Source organism: Peribacillus sp. ACCC06369 (assembly GCF_030348945.1).
Taxonomy (GTDB): domain Bacteria; phylum Bacillota; class Bacilli; order Bacillales; family DSM-1321; genus Peribacillus.
On the sequence record NZ_JAUCEN010000002.1, the window covers coordinates 2,141,839 to 2,159,675 of the forward strand.

General features: G+C 36.8%; 16 protein-coding genes. 15 read left to right on the forward strand and 1 reads right to left on the reverse strand.

From position 1 onward, the window contains the following. Positions 1 to 3 precede the first annotated feature (3 nt). The 11 genes from QUF78_RS11340 (at position 4) to QUF78_RS11390 (ending at position 11,850) form a co-directional block, all read left to right on the forward strand. Entirely contained in the window at positions 4 to 849 is an 846-nt protein-coding gene (locus tag QUF78_RS11340) for a fumarate hydratase (protein WP_056520270.1), read from the forward strand. A 5-nt stretch (positions 850 to 854) separates the two neighbouring features. Continuing rightward, positions 855 to 1,418, forward strand: coding sequence for a Fe-S-containing hydro-lyase (locus QUF78_RS11345; protein WP_321177309.1), 564 nt, complete (start codon positions 855 to 857; stop codon positions 1,416 to 1,418). Positions 1,419 to 1,462: 44 nt separating this feature from the next. Beyond that, complete coding sequence (locus tag QUF78_RS11350; protein WP_289324717.1) at positions 1,463 to 2,647, forward strand: CaiB/BaiF CoA transferase family protein; 1,185 nt, start codon at positions 1,463 to 1,465, stop codon at positions 2,645 to 2,647. Between the two features lie 171 nt (positions 2,648 to 2,818). After that, the gene (locus QUF78_RS11355) at positions 2,819 to 3,463 is read left to right on the forward strand and encodes a GntR family transcriptional regulator (RefSeq protein WP_289327296.1); all 645 of its coding nucleotides are present in this window, start codon (positions 2,819 to 2,821) and stop codon (positions 3,461 to 3,463) included. A gap of 276 nt (positions 3,464 to 3,739) precedes the next feature. Then, complete coding sequence (locus tag QUF78_RS11360) at positions 3,740 to 4,666, forward strand: hydroxymethylglutaryl-CoA lyase (protein WP_289324718.1); 927 nt, start codon at positions 3,740 to 3,742, stop codon at positions 4,664 to 4,666. Positions 4,667 to 4,713: 47 nt separating this feature from the next. Next, complete coding sequence (locus tag QUF78_RS11365; RefSeq protein WP_056520262.1) at positions 4,714 to 5,508, forward strand: enoyl-CoA hydratase/isomerase family protein; 795 nt, start codon at positions 4,714 to 4,716, stop codon at positions 5,506 to 5,508. 55 nt (positions 5,509 to 5,563) lie between these two features. Then, entirely contained in the window at positions 5,564 to 6,724 is a 1,161-nt protein-coding gene (locus QUF78_RS11370; RefSeq protein WP_201225323.1) for an acyl-CoA dehydrogenase family protein, read from the forward strand. Positions 6,725 to 7,151: 427 nt separating this feature from the next. Continuing rightward, positions 7,152 to 7,496 carry a YolD-like family protein gene (locus QUF78_RS11375; RefSeq protein ID WP_289324719.1) on the forward strand — a complete coding sequence of 115 codons (345 nt, stop codon included), beginning with the start codon at positions 7,152 to 7,154 and terminating at the stop codon, positions 7,494 to 7,496. A 1,048-nt stretch (positions 7,497 to 8,544) separates the two neighbouring features. Further along, complete coding sequence (gene ltrA, locus QUF78_RS11380; RefSeq protein WP_289323195.1) at positions 8,545 to 9,807, forward strand: group II intron reverse transcriptase/maturase; 1,263 nt, start codon at positions 8,545 to 8,547, stop codon at positions 9,805 to 9,807. A 503-nt stretch (positions 9,808 to 10,310) separates the two neighbouring features. Next, the gene (locus QUF78_RS11385) at positions 10,311 to 10,607 is read left to right on the forward strand and encodes a hypothetical protein (protein WP_289324720.1); all 297 of its coding nucleotides are present in this window, start codon (positions 10,311 to 10,313) and stop codon (positions 10,605 to 10,607) included. 1,015 nt (positions 10,608 to 11,622) lie between these two features. After that, the gene (locus QUF78_RS11390; protein ID WP_289324721.1) at positions 11,623 to 11,850 is read left to right on the forward strand and encodes a hypothetical protein; all 228 of its coding nucleotides are present in this window, start codon (positions 11,623 to 11,625) and stop codon (positions 11,848 to 11,850) included. Positions 11,851 to 12,405: 555 nt separating this feature from the next. Here QUF78_RS11390 and QUF78_RS11395 read toward each other — a convergent pair. Then, entirely contained in the window at positions 12,406 to 13,164 is a 759-nt protein-coding gene (locus tag QUF78_RS11395; RefSeq protein WP_289324722.1) for a GTP cyclohydrolase II, read from the reverse strand. A gap of 424 nt (positions 13,165 to 13,588) precedes the next feature. Here QUF78_RS11395 and QUF78_RS11400 point away from each other — a divergent pair, with 424 nt between their 5' ends. The 4 genes from QUF78_RS11400 to QUF78_RS11415 all read left to right on the forward strand — a co-directional run bounded on the left by QUF78_RS11400 (position 13,589) and on the right by QUF78_RS11415 (position 17,757). Next, positions 13,589 to 14,488, forward strand: coding sequence for an ABC transporter ATP-binding protein (locus QUF78_RS11400; RefSeq protein ID WP_289324723.1), 900 nt, complete (start codon positions 13,589 to 13,591; stop codon positions 14,486 to 14,488). After that, a complete protein-coding gene (locus tag QUF78_RS11405; protein WP_289324724.1) occupies positions 14,481 to 15,731 on the forward strand; it encodes an ABC transporter permease in 1,251 nt (416 codons plus the stop codon). The genes QUF78_RS11400 and QUF78_RS11405 overlap by 8 nt, the downstream gene beginning before the upstream one ends. 175 nt (positions 15,732 to 15,906) lie before the next feature. Continuing rightward, positions 15,907 to 16,209: a hypothetical protein gene (locus QUF78_RS11410; RefSeq protein ID WP_289324725.1), complete on the forward strand. Its 303-nt coding sequence runs from the start codon at positions 15,907 to 15,909 to the stop codon at positions 16,207 to 16,209. A 333-nt stretch (positions 16,210 to 16,542) separates the two neighbouring features. Then, entirely contained in the window at positions 16,543 to 17,757 is a 1,215-nt protein-coding gene (locus QUF78_RS11415) for a glycoside hydrolase family 5 protein (protein WP_289324726.1), read from the forward strand. Positions 17,758 to 17,837 lie beyond the last annotated feature (80 nt).

Below are 17,837 nucleotides of genomic sequence, written 5' to 3' on the forward strand. Positions count from 1 at the left end.
AGATTGAGAACCATCCATTATAAAGATATTGTTCAAAAGGTTTCGGTCATTTGCCAGGAAGCAAATTATGACCTTGGAGAAGATGTAGTACATGCATTTAAAACTGCTATGAAAAACGAAGCATCAGAAATAGGAAAAGATATTCTTGGCCAATTGATAGAGAATGCGAATATTGCAACGACAGAACGAGTTCCGATGTGTCAGGATACAGGAGTTTCTGTTTTTATTGTGGAATTAGGACAAGATTGCCATATTGATGGAGGCAATTTAAATGAAGCAATCAATGAAGGAGTCAAAAAAGGGTATGAGGAAGGCTATTTAAGACACTCAATTGTTGATCATCCAATTACACGAAAAAAAAGCCTTGGGTATAATACCCCTTCCATCATTCATGTTGAAATTGTACCAGGAGATCAGTTAATCATCCACATGTCAGCTAAAGGTGGAGGAAGCGAAAACATGAGCACGCTTAAAATGTTAAAGCCTTCGGACGGTCTTCAAGGAATAAAGAATTTTATCCTTGAAACCGTGCGAACAGCAGGGCCCAACGCGTGTCCCCCACTTGTAGTAGGAGTAGGAATCGGCGGGAACTTTGAAAAATGCGCCTATTTGGCTAAAAAGTCTTTGTTCAGGCCAATCGGGGTACGAAGCCATCTTGAAGAAATAGCGGTACTCGAAGCGGAGTTAATGGAGGAAATCAACAAACTGGGTATCGGTCCTCAAGGGATGGGGGGGAGTACAACGGCACTTGATGTGAAGATTGAAATTGCTCCTTGCCACATCGCCGCATTACCAGTAGCGATTAACTTAAACTGCCATGCAAGCCGACATAAAGAAATCACTCTTTAAATGAGGTGTTTATTTTGACTGTTAAAAGAGTAACTGTTCCCTTTGATATAGAAACTGTTCAATCATTAAAAGCGGGAGACCGGTTGTTAATAAGCGGAACTGTTTACGCAGCAAGGGATGCTGCGCACAAACGAATGGCAGAATCCCTGGAAAAGGGTGAAGAGCTTCCTTTTAATATGGATGGAGAAGTCATTTATTATGTCGGTCCAACTCCAGCCAAGACAGGACAAATCATAGGCTCTGCAGGACCGACTACAAGCGGCAGGATGGATAAGTATACACCAGCACTGTTGGAACTAGGCTTAAAAGGGATGATTGGTAAAGGATATCGAAGCCAGGATGTTATTGATTCGATAAGAAGTAACCAGGCACTTTATCTGGGTGCTATAGGGGGTTCTGGAGCTTTATTAGCGCGTACGATAAAAGAAGTAGAAGTAATCGCCTATGAAGACTTAGGAACCGAAGCCATTCGTAAAATGGTTATAGAAGATTTTCCGGTTATTGTCATAAATGATTCGTTCGGTAATGATTGGTATAAACAAAGCGCTGAAGAATTTCGTATTATCTAGGATGATATTTAGGGTTCTTATATTAAAACATAAGGAGGATTTCTATGTTGCCGTTAGAAGGTATAACTGTAGTAAGCTTAGAGCAGGCAGTAGCAGCCCCCTTTGCTACCAGACAATTAGCTGATTTAGGAGCGCGCGTTATTAAAATTGAAAGGCCAAATACAGGAGATTTTGCTCGAAACTATGATACAACTGTTCACGGCATGTCCAGCCATTTCGTTTGGTTAAATCGTTCCAAGGAATCCGTGTGTCTTGATTTAAAACAAGAAGAATCAACCATCATATTGGATAAAATTCTGTCACAAGCTGATGTTTTTGTACAAAATTTAGCACCAGGGGCAGTTGATAGACTGGGTTTCAGCCCATCTATCCTCAAGGAAAAATACCCTCAACTCATTATTTGTGGAATATCAGGATATGGATCGAATGGATCTTATCGGGACAAAAAAGCCTATGACTTACTCATTCAATGTGAGGCAGGTTTAGTTTCAATTACGGGAACCGATGACAATCCCTCAAAATCTGGAATATCGATCGCAGATATAGCTGCAGGCATGTATGCGTATACTGGTATTTTAACGGCGCTTCTTGCCCGTCATAAAACAGGTAAGGGTACAGTCATTGAAGTGTCTATGCTTGAGGCTCTTGCGGAATGGATGGGTTATCCGATTTATTATTCTGAATATGGGGGGACAGATCCAAAACGGACTGGTTCAAGCCATGCTACTATTTATCCGTATGGTCCTTTTAAAACAGGAGATAACAAGCTTGTTTTTATGGGAATACAAAATGAAAGAGAGTGGGCTTATTTCTGCGAAAAAGTTTTAGAAAGCCCTGATTTGGCCATTGATAGTCAATTCATTAGTAATTCGAAGCGTGTTTCTAACAGGGATATACTGAAACCGATTATTGATTCTGCTTTCCATAAATTAAATGCAGATCAAGTTATTGATCTTCTTGAGAAAGCAAAAATTGCAAATGCACGTCTAAATACTGTAAATGATCTGGTTAACCATCCTCAGTTAAGGGAACGGAATCGTTGGAGGGAGGTTCATTCACCGGTTGGAACTTTAAAAGCATTATTGCCACCCGTAACGTTTGAAGATTTAGATGTAATTATGAATCCTATACCGGAAGTAGGAGAACATACAGAATCAGTTTTAAAAGAATTTGGAATTGACACAGAAAAACTTCAACAAAGTAAAAAGACAGATGTTTTACAGAATTAAAGTAAACTGATAAAACCTATCATCCCTTTGTTTATGGTAGGTTTTTTACCGTATACTTTGTAAGATAATGAAAATTTATATCGTTAATTACTAAGGGTAATGATATTCTAAATATAAGATAATTTCACCGAGAATGGATTGATATAATTGAAGAAAAACTTGAATTTAAAATTGGAAGATCGTGATACTCTTCATTTAAAAGTAACGAATGTAATACGACAAGAGATATTAAATGGTAATTTTGAGCCCGGGGAAAGATTAGTTCAAGAAGAGCTAGCTAATTCTTTAGGAGTAAGTAGAATGCCTGTACGAGAAGCTTTACGATTGTTAGAAGCAGAGGGATTAATTCAACTTGAACCTCACAAAGGTGCAATCGTGAAATCCATGAATGTGGAAGATGTAGAAGAAATATATGAAATGAGGTCAAGGCTTGAAGGGTTAGCTGTAAGTATAAGTGCAAATAAGCTAAGTGAAGAAGAGATTATCGAATTGGAAAAGTTGACTATGCAAATGAAAAACAATAATGAGGAAGAAGACTTTGTAAAAGCAAATATAGAATTTCATTCCATATTAATGAAGCACTGTAACTGGAAAAGATTGATTGGTGTGATTGAAAAGCTATGGAATGGATTTCCCCAACAAACACCTACCATGCTGTCAGGGCAAATAGATCAATCAAATAAAGAACATGAACAGATTTTAGAAGCAATCAAAAGAAATGACGCAGAACATGCAGGAGTTCTTGTGTCGAATCATATTAAACGAACCGGTAATTTACTGGTTAAAAATATGCAGGAGAATAGAAAGAAAAGGTAAAATAGAACTCAAAGACAGTATACCTTTATTCTCTTGACTAAACCTTATCAAAAGATAAGGTTTTTTTGCGCACTTTAAGTAAAAAGATGTTAATTGCAAGTGAGGTAATACAAATACAGCTTAAACTCAGTAAATAAAAGAGATTGAAAAAGGGAAATCACAGTAGTTAAATTAAAACTCAAAATAAATTGTTAAAATATTTCGAATATGTAGACAAATTAAATTGGATCCAGTATCCTATTATTATATAAAATAATAAAAAGGAGTGATACGCTGTTGAAACTACAAGGTTGTATTCAAATAAATGAAGTGGGTTTGAGAGATGGGCTTCAATTAGAAGATCGGATATTATCGGTCGAACAAAAAATCAAATTAGTAGATGCTCTTATTGATGCAAATGTTAAGACTATTGAATTTGGTTCATTTGTTCATCCAAAGCTTGTACCTCAAATGAAAAATTCCAGAGAACTATATGAATTGATATCTGAAAAGCATCAAGATATTGACTTTATTGCGCTAATTCCTAATTTAAAAGGGGTAATTCTTGCAGCAGAAGTAGGAGTTCAACGGGTGAATACAGTTCTTTCGGCTAGCAATACTCATAATCTTCAAAATGTAAGAAAAACTAAAAGACAATCATTAGAAGAATTTTTAAGAATAAAGGAATATTGTGAAGAGAAGGAGATATTGCTTGATTGTTCTATAGCTACTACATTCGGTTGCCCATTTGAAGGGGACATTCACGAAGAAGTCATCTTTTCAATTATCGAGAGCGTGATCCAAGCTGGAGTGAATGTAATTACTTTAGCAGATACAACGGGTATGGCAAACCCAAAACAGGTCTATGATCTTTCTAAAAATGTGTTGGAAAAATGGCCAAACCAACCTTTTAATTTACATTTTCATAACACAAGAGGAATGGGTTTGGCAAACGTATTAGGAGGGATCCAGGCGGGTATTAGTAGTTTCGATGCATCACTGGGTGGCCTGGGAGGTTGTCCGTTTGCACCAGGAGCAACAGGAAATATTTGCACAGAAGATGTAGTTCATATGTTAGAAGAGATGCAGTTGAAAACAGATATTTCCTTAGATGACTTATTGGAAGCTTCCAAGATGTTACGAAGCATATTAGATCATGAGCTGCCTGGACAAATTCTCAAATCTGGAAAGAGTTCCAGACTATATCCTGTTCCAGCGATTTAGTAAACAATATTACTGCGAAAAAATGATAGTACAAGGAGCTGGAAGATATGAAACAATGGGAAACCATCATTTTAGAAAAAAGTGATCGTCTTCAAGGTGTATATATCATAACTTTAGATCGGCCTGATTCTATGAATGCTCTAAATACACAAATGGGCAATGATCTGATTGAATGCTTGAAAATGCTGAAAAAACAAAGTGATTGCAGGGTTTTACTACTAACAGGTTCAGGAGAAAAAGCTTTCTGTGTCGGGGCTGATCTAAAGGAAAGAAATGGAATGACAAAAGAAGATTGGAAAAATCAACATGATATTTTTGAGGAAGTAACATTATTAATTCGTGAATTTCCCTTTCCAGTGCTAGCTTTACTCAATGGTTACGCACTTGGTGGCGGCTTTGAAATAGCGTTAAGTTGTGACATGAGAATTGCTGCCTCTAATGTAAAGTTAGGTTTTCCAGAAGTAAAGATTGGAATTTTGCCAGGGATAGGAGGCACACAACTATTAACACGATTGGTGCCTACTGGTTTAGCGAAAGAATTACTATTTAGTGGTAAACAAATATCTGCCTCAGAAGCTGAGAAGATAGGGTTAATTAATAAAGTAATCAGTACTGATAACAATCTAGAGGAAGCGCTTTCATTTGTAAAAAATATCGCGAAAAATGCTCCTATTTCTCTTCAACAGATTAAAATGGCTGTGAATGCTGGCTCTCAAGTAGATTTAACCACCGCTTTAAAGATCGAACTTCAAGCTTATTATAAATGTGCAGATTCTGAAGATAGATTAGAAGGAATCCAGGCATTCAATGACAAAAGAGAGCCAGTTTGGCAAGGTAAATAATAATCGGAAATCGTTCTCAAAATGAAAATTTTATAGATGACTAGGAGGAATTAAAATGACTACAAGTACAGTAACAGACCTTGATATAATTCGGAAAAGTGTTCGATCCCTTTGTGCGAAGTTCCCTGAAACATATTGGAAGGAATTAGATGAAAAGAAAGCGTATCCAGAAGAATTCATTAAAACCCTAACACAAGAGGGATGGTTATCAGTTCTTATTCCTGAAGAATATGGCGGTGCAGGTTTAGGAATGAAGGAAGCTAGCGTAATTCTTGAAGAAGTGAACAGATCTGGTGGAAACGCAGGTGCAGGGCATGCGCAAATGTATACAATGGGAGCAGTACTTCGTCATGGGAACCAAGAACAAAAACAAAGATTCCTCCCTAAAATCGCCAGTGGTGAACTCCGCCTTCAAGCATTTGGAATTACCGAACCTACAGCTGGTAGTGATACAACAAGCATCACGACTACAGCGGTAAAGAAAGGTAATCGATATATTGTAAATGGACAAAAAATTTGGATTTCACGTACAGAACATTCAGATTTGATGTTACTTTTAGCAAGAACCACACCTAAGGAACAGGTTGCCAAAAAGACCGATGGGTTAAGTTTATTCTTGCTTGATATGAAAGACCAAAAAGATAATATTACAATTCGGCCAATAGACACAATGATTAACCATCACACAACAGAAGTATTCTTTGAGAATGTAGAAATACCAGAAGAAAATTTAATAGGTGAAGAAGGAAAAGGATTTCGTTATGTACTTAGTGGAATGAATGCAGAACGAATTCTTATTGCCGCTGAAAGCATTGGCGATGGATTATATTTCATTGATAAATCTGTTCAATACGCAAATGAGAGAGTAGTATTTGACCGCCAAATCGGACAAAATCAAGGAGTTCAGTTTCCAATTTCCCAGTCCTATATGGAGATTCAAGCAGCTCAATTAATGAGAGATAAAGCAGCGGAAATGTTCGACAAAGGTGAAAACTGTGGAGCAGAAGCTAATATGTCGAAGTATTTGGCAACAGAAGCTACTTGGAAGGCTGCTAATGCTGCTATGACTACATATGGTGGCTACGGTTTTGCTACTGAATATAATATTGAAAGAAAGTTTCGTGAAGCACGATTGTTTATTGTGGCCCCAGTTACTAATAATCTTGTATTGAGTTATGTTGGCCAACATGTTTTAGGATTACCACGATCATTTTAATCCCTGATGATATTTTATAAGAATTAAATAATACCTTAAAAGTCGATCTTTATCCGGAGTTTTCAGCCAACAAGGATCGACTTTTAAATGTACAATGGTAGTATTCGTATAATACTAATTATAGGTTAAATTGTAAAGTGACAATAAAGTCATATAATAAGTAGATTAGACGACACCAGTTCAATGTTCCTCGGTAATCCTTCCAGAAGGTATCGAAAAAAAGAATTAGTTGTCCCTTATAATTTATAATAGGTTACTTTCTAATTGTTTTATCAGTAGTTGCAATTATTAAGTCAGTGAATTGTTGTCTTAAAAAATAATAATTCTGGAGTACTTTGAAGAAGGGAAATTTTTCTCTTCTTTTTTTATACATAAATAAGAACTTATGTTCTATAATATGAGTTATAGGATGAATGGAGATGTTCTTATGACGCTTAAAGATCGTGGAAACATAAAGTGGCAATCGTCGATGTTTCTGCCCGAACACGTTAAACTGCTTAAAGACTTAAATAAGGATTATTATCGTCAAGTAAAGCCAATATTAGATGAATACCAGTTAGAGGAGTTTGAGAACAAGATACACACTGCTATGGAGTTTAGTTCAACTGTAAAGTTTACTGTTTTTGAAGATGGTTTTGATTGGGAATATACGGGAATAATACACAGATTAGATCCGTTGACAAAGCTGATTCATTTAGAGTTGGAGAAAGATAAGGGGCATATTATTAGGGTGAAGTTTGAGGATCTTGTAGCTGTAGATGTAATAAAGTGAAGATATAACTAATACTGAAACATCTACTTGTTTAAAATAATGAATTGCTAAAGCATCCTTTCGAGGGTGTTTTTTTACAAGGGTGCGGAATAGGTAGATGTTAGGCATAGTACTGATACGTCTCAGTGAGGTTTTCTTTAGCTTTTACATTATCTACCTCAGAGAATATTGTAATATTAGTGCTACAATTATCTTGAGGTGATAACTTTGTTTATTTCTCCAATGCTTTTGCACAAAACAGAGCAACCCTTTGAGGATGATGATTTTATAACCGAGCTCAAGGTATCTCCATAAATGTTCATGTACATTATTTGAAATTATATCCATATGCTTATATAACATTTGTTTTCGTCTAATTGATTGTGTGTACATAATTATTTCACTGTACATAAATAGCAGATATTAACGGATATCTTTGTACAAGAGTTAATTATATTTTCTTGTTAAACTAACAGGTGCTTTACTTCATTACCAGGAGCTGATCAGCAGCTCCTTTTCGTGCGCCCGGCATGGGTGCAATCTATAGGGTGAAAGTCCCGAACCATGAAGGCAGTAGTAGTGGTTAGCTTAATGCAAGGGTGTCCACGGTGACGTGGAATCTGAAGGAAGCAAGCGGCAAACCTTCGGTCTGAGGAACACGAACTTCATATAAGGCTAGGTATCATTGGATGAGTTTGCGAAACAAAACAAAGTCCTTACTGCCGAAGGTGGTACAGAGTAAATGAAGCAGATAGATGGAGGGAAAGATTGCACTCTTACCCGGGGAGGTCTGATGACAGCCAAGTACACTTGGTAACCTGTCCAGTGATGGACAGCTGAATCATCAGAAGTCAGCAGAGGTCATAGTACTTGTCTACTCGAGAAGATAAGGAAGGACCGAACAGATTAAGGAGGATGAATACTAGGCGTTCGTTATCTGCGAAGAAGCAAACAATTCCTAACGGAACTTATTTGAAGGAAGATGTGGTGAATACACGGGGAACTTCAAAAGGGTGGAGCAGATAAAGGCACAAATAGACCATTTATCCACGTAGAAAGGATATCAACGATGTTAATGGAACAGATACTAGAGAGGGAAAACTTAATACAGGCATTGAAGCGTGTAGAAAGAAATAAGGGAAGCCATGGTGTAGATGGAATGCCGGTTCAAAACCTGAGACCGCACCTCGCAACCGAATGGTACAACATGAAAACTGCCCTTTTACAGGGTACCTATCAACCGAAGCCCGTCCGTCGTATCGAAATCCCGAAACCAAACGGCGGAGTTCGGCTATTGGGTATTCCAACCGTTCTAGACCGTTTCATTCAACAAGCCATTGCCCAAATATTAACCAGGATATATGACTCAACCTTTTCGGAGAATAGCTATGGTTTTCGCCCTAACAAACAAGGGCACCAGGCGGTTCGAAAGGCAAAGTCCTATATAACCGAAGGTTATACATGGGTAGTGGATATGGACTTGGAGAAGTTCTTCGATAAAGTGAATCATGACAAGCTCATGGGAATGTTAGAGCGGAAAATTGAAGATAAACGAGTTCTCAAACTGATTCGTAGATTCCTTCAAGCAGGCATTATGATAGGCGGACTTTTTCATAAAAGTGAGGAGGGAACTCCGCAAGGAGGTCCGTTAAGTCCTTTATTATCTAATATCATGTTAGACGATTTAGATAAAGAACTAGAGAAACGCAATCTTCGATTCGTAAGGTATGCGGATGACAGTACTATCTTTGTGAAGACACGAAAAGCCGCCAAACGTGCAATGGGAAATATCTCAAGCTTCATTGAAAATAAACTGAAGCTAAAGGTCAACTACGAGAAGTCGAAGTATGATCGCCCTTGGAACAGAACGTTTCTCGGTTTTAGTTTCACGAAGTCAAAGAAGAACCCGAAGGTTCTACTGGCTAAACAAACGGTGAAGAGAGTAAAGAAACGAATCAGGGAAATGACCTCGAGAAAATTACCGAAACCCATGAAACTCCGAATAAATAAGTTAAAGCAATACCTTAGAGGTTGGATGGGTTATTTCGCCCTCATTGATACTCCGAACGTTTTGAAGAATTTAGATTCATGGATTCGAAGAAGACTCAGGATGTGCCTATGGAAGCAATGGAAATTGCCAAGAACGAGAGTGAGGAAACTCAAAGGATTAGGCGCCCCATTTGGAAAAGCGTATGAATGGGGAAATAGCAGAAAGGGTTATTGGCGCATAGCGCATAGTCCTATTCTAGACAAAACCCTTAATAATGTTTATTGGCACCACCAAGGGTTAGTAAATCTATATGAACGATATACAAAACTACGTCAGACTTAAACTGAACCGCCGGGAGGCTAGGCGCCTCCTCCTACTCGATTTTTCACGGACAATTTATCAATTAAGGTGTACCATTACTTTTAGTTCCGTTACATCTTCCTTGAGAGGTTGATAATCTAAAAAATGCCATTTCAAAAGCGTAAAAATACGCTTATAGTAAGGTGAACAAAGCTACATCATCACTTTATTATTTTTTCTACAATCAGCAGTCCACACATGTTGAATGTGTCTCGCAGCTCATTTTAAAAGAAGGCAACTAACCCTTATGGGAGTTGCCTTCTTATGTTTATTGTAATGGATTTACAAAGCTGTATTTAATATGAATTGTTATGTCTAACGGGTGCGATTCCCAATAATGAAGGATCGCTTTTTCTTATTCGAGTAAAAGGAAGTTTTATGGAAGAAGGAGTTTGTGTATTATTTGTAGAAGTTTAAAAAGTTACAAACGAATGGTTTGAGGAATTTCTCTGAACGACCTAATTTTTATTTTAGGAGGGAACAACATGGAAGTTTTTGCGAAATATTTAGCGGGTATCGATAACCCCGAGCACTGCGAACGAACAGAGGAAATTTTGGCGTGGGTTGCTAATATATTCCCCAATTTGGAATCACAAATCAAGTGGAATACGCCAATGTTTTCCGATCACGTTTGGCAACAATATGGTAATAACCATAGCAATAATCCAAATGAAGTCTTCATAATTGAGGTATGGACAGAGCGAGGTTATTCGCTTTGTCGTTTCTTTATTAATTATGAAATAAGAATGCAAGGGGTTGTCCAGAAAGTCAGTGAAAACTAACTGACTGGCGGCCTTTTTATTTTTGCTCTTTTCCCGCCCTTTCCACGGTCGAGCGTCGAGCTTAGTGTAGATTTTATCTGTGTCCTTTAGCTTAATTCCGCTACTTAATTAAAAAGGTTCGTTAGTTTTTTTATGCCATTTATAGAAATTACGAAGGATTTTAATTAAATACCATGAAAATAAACTTCTGTAACTGATAATAAAGACAATACCCAAGAAGACCCATTCCATTCCGTAAATAATGGAACCAATAAAAATACCCTTAACTAATGAATCACTATAGGCTTTTATTCATCTACAAAAGTTCCTAAATAATCGCAGTGAAAAATAATTTATTCCTTTTCGATTTGTGTAGACGGTGCAGCCTTTTTTATTTGCTGAAAATCGATTGAATTAGTACTAATGAGTTCATTTACCAAGTTTCATTCATATAGAGATAACCTGATTTTAAACAATTCTCGATATTCATTAACAACCAAGTATATTTTGCCCGCTGATGGTCATTATAAATAAAGAAGAAGGGGCTAGTGATTACGTATGATTCACATCATATAGTAAATGAGGTGTCGGTTAAAGACGTTTAACTTAACTACTGGAAGCTTCATTAAAAAATCGATTCGAGCAAGGAGATGGTTCTCTTGCACGTAAAAGCAGAAAACTCATTCAATAATTGTCATTTATGCTTTGAAAGTTGATAATACTTTTAAGATATAGGGGATGGTTGCTTTGGATGGTAAACTCTAGTAGATACCAGTATTTACTCTAATGTAGATGAGGTGTTTATCGCAGAGAATTTATGCTGATTCGAAATGAAGCAAACCCCTTTTTCAGACAGGGTGCAACTTTCCGTTGCATCCTGTTTTTATGTATTTTCTTTTCTTGTTATCACAAGGGTGATTCATTTTATGTTATAAAAAGAACACAATAATGAAAAGCATATGTGTAACAAGATGATAAAAAAATAATACACTAATATCTGAGAAGGCATAAATCAAACAAGAAGGATGGGATCCTGATGGTTGATGAAAATAAACAAAAAAACAAACGGGAACAATGGAAAAAGCAATTTATGAATAATCTGAAGAAGGAAGCTGTCAAAAATATCATAGCAGGAATGGGAGACCTAGCAAAATTAGATGCTAAAGTCAATAATACTTACACTGTATACATCAAGGATGGAAGGGTGATAAAGCAACCTACAAATGGGAAGCGTGTTGTCATTAATGGAAAAGTCCAAAATTAACAGAGAAGAGTTAGGAAAAACATTAAGGATTTCTTTATTAATTTAACTCAAGCTCCTCTTCAATTAAAAGATTTCTACAATCCAATTTTTAATAAAGAAATAATGACAAGGAATCACTGCGATTTGGCAGGACCACCACAATTGTTATAGGGATGATTCCCATTCCTAAGCAGCATAAGCAAATAAGGAAGGTAAGGTCATCAACCTTGTAGCTATTTGGACATAGGGTATATAACAACAAATAAATATGATATAAAAAGAGGAGGGATATGCCCTCTTTTTTTATAATTCATCCAAAAATCTGCGATTGAATTGAATGACATTGTGAGGAACTCTGTATTAGATATGTCTTTATGGAATTAATTCCTTCTTCAACAACTAGTTTGGTCGAATCGAAAATCTTTTCTTACTTTTTATCAAATATTCTTTTACACATTTGATTTCCATGACAAATGATACATTCAACAATTCTTGTGGTTCCCCTGGTTATTCCAACAATTCGGATTCGTATAAACCTATTCAGGGGTATAACCAATTTCATATGATACAAATCAGTCATTCATTTTTAATATCTTTTAAATGACCGGAACGTACGACTTTAGTTTTTAAATATTTTTCATTAAACTCGGAAATATCTCCCCATAACGGAACTCTGCCTGCAACATTGGCACCTGAGTTTTGAAGGGCTTCTAATTTTCTCGGATTGTTGGTGATAAGAGTCACTGGATTAGAACGCAGGTTTTTTAACACTCGAATGGCGTCATCATAGTTACGTGCATCATCCACAAATCCAAGCTCCAAATTCGCTTCCACCGTATCCAAGCCTTTTTCTTGCAGAACATAAGCCATGGCTTTACTAAATAATCCGATGCCTCTTCCTTCGTGATTCGCTAAATAAAATAAAGCACCAGATCCATGAGTCGCAATCATTTTCATAGCCTGCTTTAATTGAAAGCCACAATCACAGCGTTTGCTGCCAAATATATCCCCAGTATGACAAATACTATGCATACGGATAAGGGCATCGGAGGAGCTTTGAAAATCTCCATAAAGTAACACACTTGATTGCTGCATTTCCGCTAAGTTTGAAGAGGCTAAAGTTTCAATGATCTTTTCTATATTATAAGTGCCGTCACCACAAAAATGACCTGCCATATTCTCACATCGTAACCAGCAATACCATTGGAATATAATTGTTTCGCCCTCTAAGTTAACTGGTAATTTGATGGGGCCGACTAAATAAATGGATGTTTCATCACTTTTAATAACGTTAATTTTATCTTCTAATATCAAAGCCACTTTTTCATTAATCATTTAATTCCTCCTGATGCTTCAAAATATTTAGTTTACTGTTTGCATAATAATATTTTTGACAATTTATACTACGCTTAATAGTTCTTTTCATATTGTACCCAATCCATTCTTTGTGAATCTTTTTATAAGTAGAAAAAAACTCCAAATTTACTAAAGCAAAGGACAAGAGTAAAAGTCCCCTTTTTTGGTGATGGAAAATTCATATCCATACTCTAAATTTAACAAGACCCTTACAACAACCTCAATGACGAGGAACTGCAGTTTGTACCCATTGTTTTATTCAAGGGGCTAGATAGTGAAATTTTTTTCTGGAACATGCATATAATCGAAGGTGAAAAGGAGTTATTTAGTCCTTGGTGATAGTTGAAATTGGAAAACATTTCCGTTAACATGGAATAAGAATCATATATTAGGAGGTTATACATTGGCTTTACAAATCAATCAAGTTACGAAAAAGTTCGGGGATTTCACAGCTGTCAATCAGCTTGATTTAACTATTCCCGAGAAAGAAATGTTCGGTTTTTTAGGTGGGAACGGAGCGGGAAAAACGACCACGTTCCGGATGATACTCGGCCTGCTTGACCCCACTGAAGGGGAAGTGATCTGGGAAGGTAAGAAAATTGATTATACGACCAGTTCATTGATTGGCTATCTTCCTGAGGAACGCGGACTATATCCAAAACTGAAGGTCCGTGATCAAATTGTGTATTTGGCTAGATTAAGAGGGATGAACAAACGGGATGCTTTGAAAGAGTTGGAGTATTGGCTGGATCGATTTATGGTCCCCGAGTACATCGACAAGCGAGTTGAAGAGCTTTCAAAGGGAAATCAGCAAAAAATCCAGCTGATCGCCTCCATGATTCATAAACCTAAATTACTTATCCTTGACGAACCCTTCAGTGGGCTGGATCCGGTTAATGTGGAAATACTGAAGAAAGCGGTCATCGACTTAAAGGACGGAGGCACTACAATCGTTTTCTCGAGCCATCGCATGGAGCATGTTGAGGAGATGTGTGAGCATCTTTGCATCATGCATAAAGGTTCCCCCGTTGTGGCTGGTAAATTAAAAGAAATTAAGCGTTCTTTTGGTAAAAAGAATGTGTCAATTAAAGCTGATTTTGATTTATCATTCTTGGATACTTATTCAGGTGTAACAAAAGTTAAGAACACGATGGAAGGGAAAATTCTTCAAGTCACTGGTGAAGATGTAGCTGAGAACATGATTCGTGACCTTGTTCCAAGGGGTTTCGTTCGAAAATTCGAATTGGAAGAACCATCGCTGACGGATATTTTCATTGAAAAAGTAGGTGCTGTCTATGAATAAATTTTGGATTGTCCTTTCCCATACATATCTATCAAAATTAAAAACGAAATCCTTCATCATTTCTACAATCATAATGATGGCCTTGATTCTCGTCCTTACGAATATTTCGAAACTTATAGATTCATTCGATAGTGATGATCAGGAAAAGGTTGCCGTCATCGATCAGACTGAAAATCGCTTATTTGCTCCTTATAAGAGTGCGGTAGCAAGTGTGAACGAAGATCTCTCGGTACTATCCGCCAAGGATGAAAAGGAAGCGGAGGAAATGGTTAGCGCTGAAGAAATCGTTGGGTATCTGTTAATCGAAAACGATGACAGCGTCGGTTTCAAGGGAACGTATAAAGCGAATCAAATTTCAGATTCCATGGTAAGCAATGATTTGCTTTTAGCGCTTACCCAATTGAAGGGTCAAATAACTGCGAAGGAATTGAATTTGACAGAGCAGCAAATCGCTCAATTGAATACGCCGCCAGCATTTGATACGATTGCGCTTCAGAAAAATGCCAAAACGGAAGAGGATCTTAATCAAGCGCGCGGTCTCGTGTATGTGCTCCTATTTGTCATTTACTTCGGTGTGTTGATGTATGCAACGATGATTGCAATGGAAGTAGCCACTGAAAAAACATCACGAGTCATGGAAATCCTGATTTCAAGTGTCCCGCCCGTCACGCAGATGTTTGCCAAAATAATGGGGGTGGCTTTGCTTAGTCTTACTCAAATGATTTTATTTTTTGGAGTGGGTTATTTCTCGATTAAACAAAACTTGATAGAAATGGATGAAGGATTCTTCTCGTTTTTTGGTTTCGGCAGCACCGATATCTCAACGATCATTTATGCAATCATTTTCGCTTTGCTTGGTTATTTTCTGTACGCAACTCTTGCGGCATGCCTTGGGTCCGTTGTCAGCAAAATTGAAGATGTCCAGCAAATGATTTCACCGATGACCATGTTAGTTGTCATTGCCTTCATGATTGCGATGTTTGGACTGGGGAATCCGTCAGCCAGTTATATTACGATTACATCATTCATTCCATTTTTCACGCCTATGATCATGTTCTTGCGCGTAGGCATGCTTGATGTTCCATTCTGGGAAATCGCCATCAGCATTGCAGTGTTGATTCTAACCATTGTTTTACTTGGAATAATCGGAGCAAAAATCTATCGTGGCGGAGTCTTGATGTACGGTAGCTCAAAATCACTGAAAAGCATCAAGAATGCCCTGCAATTATCAAAGAAAAATTAAAAGAAACCTGAATCCTTCAACATTTCCTGTTGGAGGTATTCAGGTTTTTTAATAAGATAATAACATTCAAATTAAAAATATTATAAGAGTTATGAAAAAGGAACGAAAAGTAACATAGATATAAGGGAAGATAAATATATTCCATTTATGTAACCACGATTAGGAGTGAACTATAATGAGCAATCTGGTAACGTTGACGATAGCTTCAGAAGCGTTTCTCTTGCTATCCTTCATCATTATTATTTTATCAACCAGGAATCCGAAAAAGAATGTTCTCTTTGTCATCCTATTCATCATTGGAGCTGCACCGCTTTTATATTTAGCCATAGATCATCTAAAAAACGATTATATGGATGCGAATATCGGATTGGGCCTTGCCTTTATGTATACCTGGATATATAGCGCAGTAGCCTTTATCATTGCCATCATTTTTTTAGTGAAAAAGAAAAGGAATAATAATATTTCAAAAGAACTGTAATTATCGCTTTTTGGAATCTGAAATCATATGAAAATAAAAACTTTTATATAAATGCAGTGGATACATAAAAAAAATGTATTCACTGCATTTTTTTTATGTTTTCGATAATTCACAGCCGATAAGTTCCGGAACATTCTTTAATGATGTCTTGTCAGCCAGAGAAATCATACTTTCTTTAAATGTGACATTCCTGTAACAAACATTTTCTACAATAAATGTTGAATTGAGAGCTAGAAAATATAACGTTTAGGAGAGAATTATATGAAGTCCATTAAAATTTTGATTTCCTTTATATTGACAATGATGGCATTATTCGTATCTGGATGCAGTACGATGATTCCGAAGGAAGAGGAGGAGCTAGAACTAATAGCTGACGACACCTCTAGTGGTAAAGTAGGGTTTTGGGATGAACAGAAAAGAGGAACGAATTTCATGAATTCCAAATCCTTGCCTGAAAACTATAAAGCAGCCAATGAGTTTAATATTGAATTTATTCGTTTGGCTCCCGATAAATGGGCAAAAGACTATGACTTTTTGTTTAATGACCAGCCTGATGATCATCCTAAAAGAGATTTTTTAATGGGAAACGCAGATGAATACAAAGGTATTGATGAGGAAGATTTTTCTAAATTGAAGTCAGATTTGGATGCTGCGTATGAACGTGGATCTAAGGTTGTTTTGACAGTACTCAGTCTTCCAGGAAACCGGTGGAGACAGTTTAACAATTATGAAAACGATGATCGCATTTGGAAAGATTTTAGATATCATCAACAATCCGCTTTATTCTGGAGAGATCTTGCACAGAGATTGAAAGATCATCCGGCTGTGGTAGGTTATAACTTGATTAATGAACCACATCCCGAAACAGCTACAGGATTCAATGATTTTTGGACAGAGGATTATAGGGAGTGGTATAACAATGTAGAACATACAGCAGCAGATTTAAATGAATTGTATAAAACAATTGTACATTCTGTTCGAACTGTGGATAAAGAAACACCGATTATTCTTAATTCGGGTCTTTATGCCACGCCATGGGCATTTGAATATTTAAAACCAATTAAGGATGATAAGGTTTTATATGCGTTCCATATGTATGAGCCATATGAAATGACAAGTCAAAATAAAAGAAAAGGTTTTAAATATAAATACCCTGGTCCCGTGAGAGTTGGAGAACAGCAAACAGTGAAAACATTTGATAAAAGTGCCTTAAAGGAATTTTTAGAACCTGTTAGGAAGTGGGCAAAAGAAAATAATATACCAGATAATCGTATTATTGCCGAAGAATTTGGTATTAATCGTAGGGTCGAAGGCTCTGACAGGTATATTGATGACTTAATTTCAGTTTTCAATGATTATGGGTGGCATTGGGCCTTTTATGCATTCCGTGAAGATACTTGGGAGGGGATGGATTATCAACTCGGGAATCAGGCGCCTAACTGGAAATACTGGGGGGCGTTGGATAATGGTGAAAAGCCAAACCGAGAAGAAATAGAAATAAATAATCCGATTTGGAATGTGCTGAAAAAGGAATTAATGGGGAAATAACTTCTATTTGTAATAAAACATAAAAAGAAAGTTAAGTCTTATATTAAGGTTTCACTTTTTTGGATGAATAAGGAGAGTTT

What these genes read in the sequence shown, in the direction of transcription:
- QUF78_RS11350 (WP_289324717.1), top strand. Translation starts at nt 1,463, where the DNA reads ATGTTGCCGTTAGAAGGTATAACTGTAGTAAGCTTAGAGCAGGCAGTA.
- ltrA (WP_289323195.1), top strand. Translation starts at nt 8,545, where the DNA reads ATGTTAATGGAACAGATACTAGAGAGGGAAAACTTAATACAGGCATTG.
- QUF78_RS11395 (WP_289324722.1), bottom strand. Translation starts at nt 13,164, where the DNA reads ATGATTAATGAAAAAGTGGCTTTGATATTAGAAGATAAAATTAACGTT.
- QUF78_RS11405 (WP_289324724.1), top strand. Translation starts at nt 14,481, where the DNA reads ATGAATAAATTTTGGATTGTCCTTTCCCATACATATCTATCAAAATTA.
- QUF78_RS11390 (WP_289324721.1), top strand. Translation starts at nt 11,623, where the DNA reads ATGGTTGATGAAAATAAACAAAAAAACAAACGGGAACAATGGAAAAAG.
- QUF78_RS11365 (WP_056520262.1), top strand. Translation starts at nt 4,714, where the DNA reads ATGAAACAATGGGAAACCATCATTTTAGAAAAAAGTGATCGTCTTCAA.
- QUF78_RS11415 (WP_289324726.1), top strand. Translation starts at nt 16,543, where the DNA reads ATGATTCCGAAGGAAGAGGAGGAGCTAGAACTAATAGCTGACGACACC.
- QUF78_RS11385 (WP_289324720.1), top strand. Translation starts at nt 10,311, where the DNA reads ATGGAAGTTTTTGCGAAATATTTAGCGGGTATCGATAACCCCGAGCAC.
- QUF78_RS11410 (WP_289324725.1), top strand. Translation starts at nt 15,907, where the DNA reads ATGAGCAATCTGGTAACGTTGACGATAGCTTCAGAAGCGTTTCTCTTG.
- QUF78_RS11370 (WP_201225323.1), top strand. Translation starts at nt 5,564, where the DNA reads ATGACTACAAGTACAGTAACAGACCTTGATATAATTCGGAAAAGTGTT.
- QUF78_RS11375 (WP_289324719.1), top strand. Translation starts at nt 7,152, where the DNA reads ATGACGCTTAAAGATCGTGGAAACATAAAGTGGCAATCGTCGATGTTT.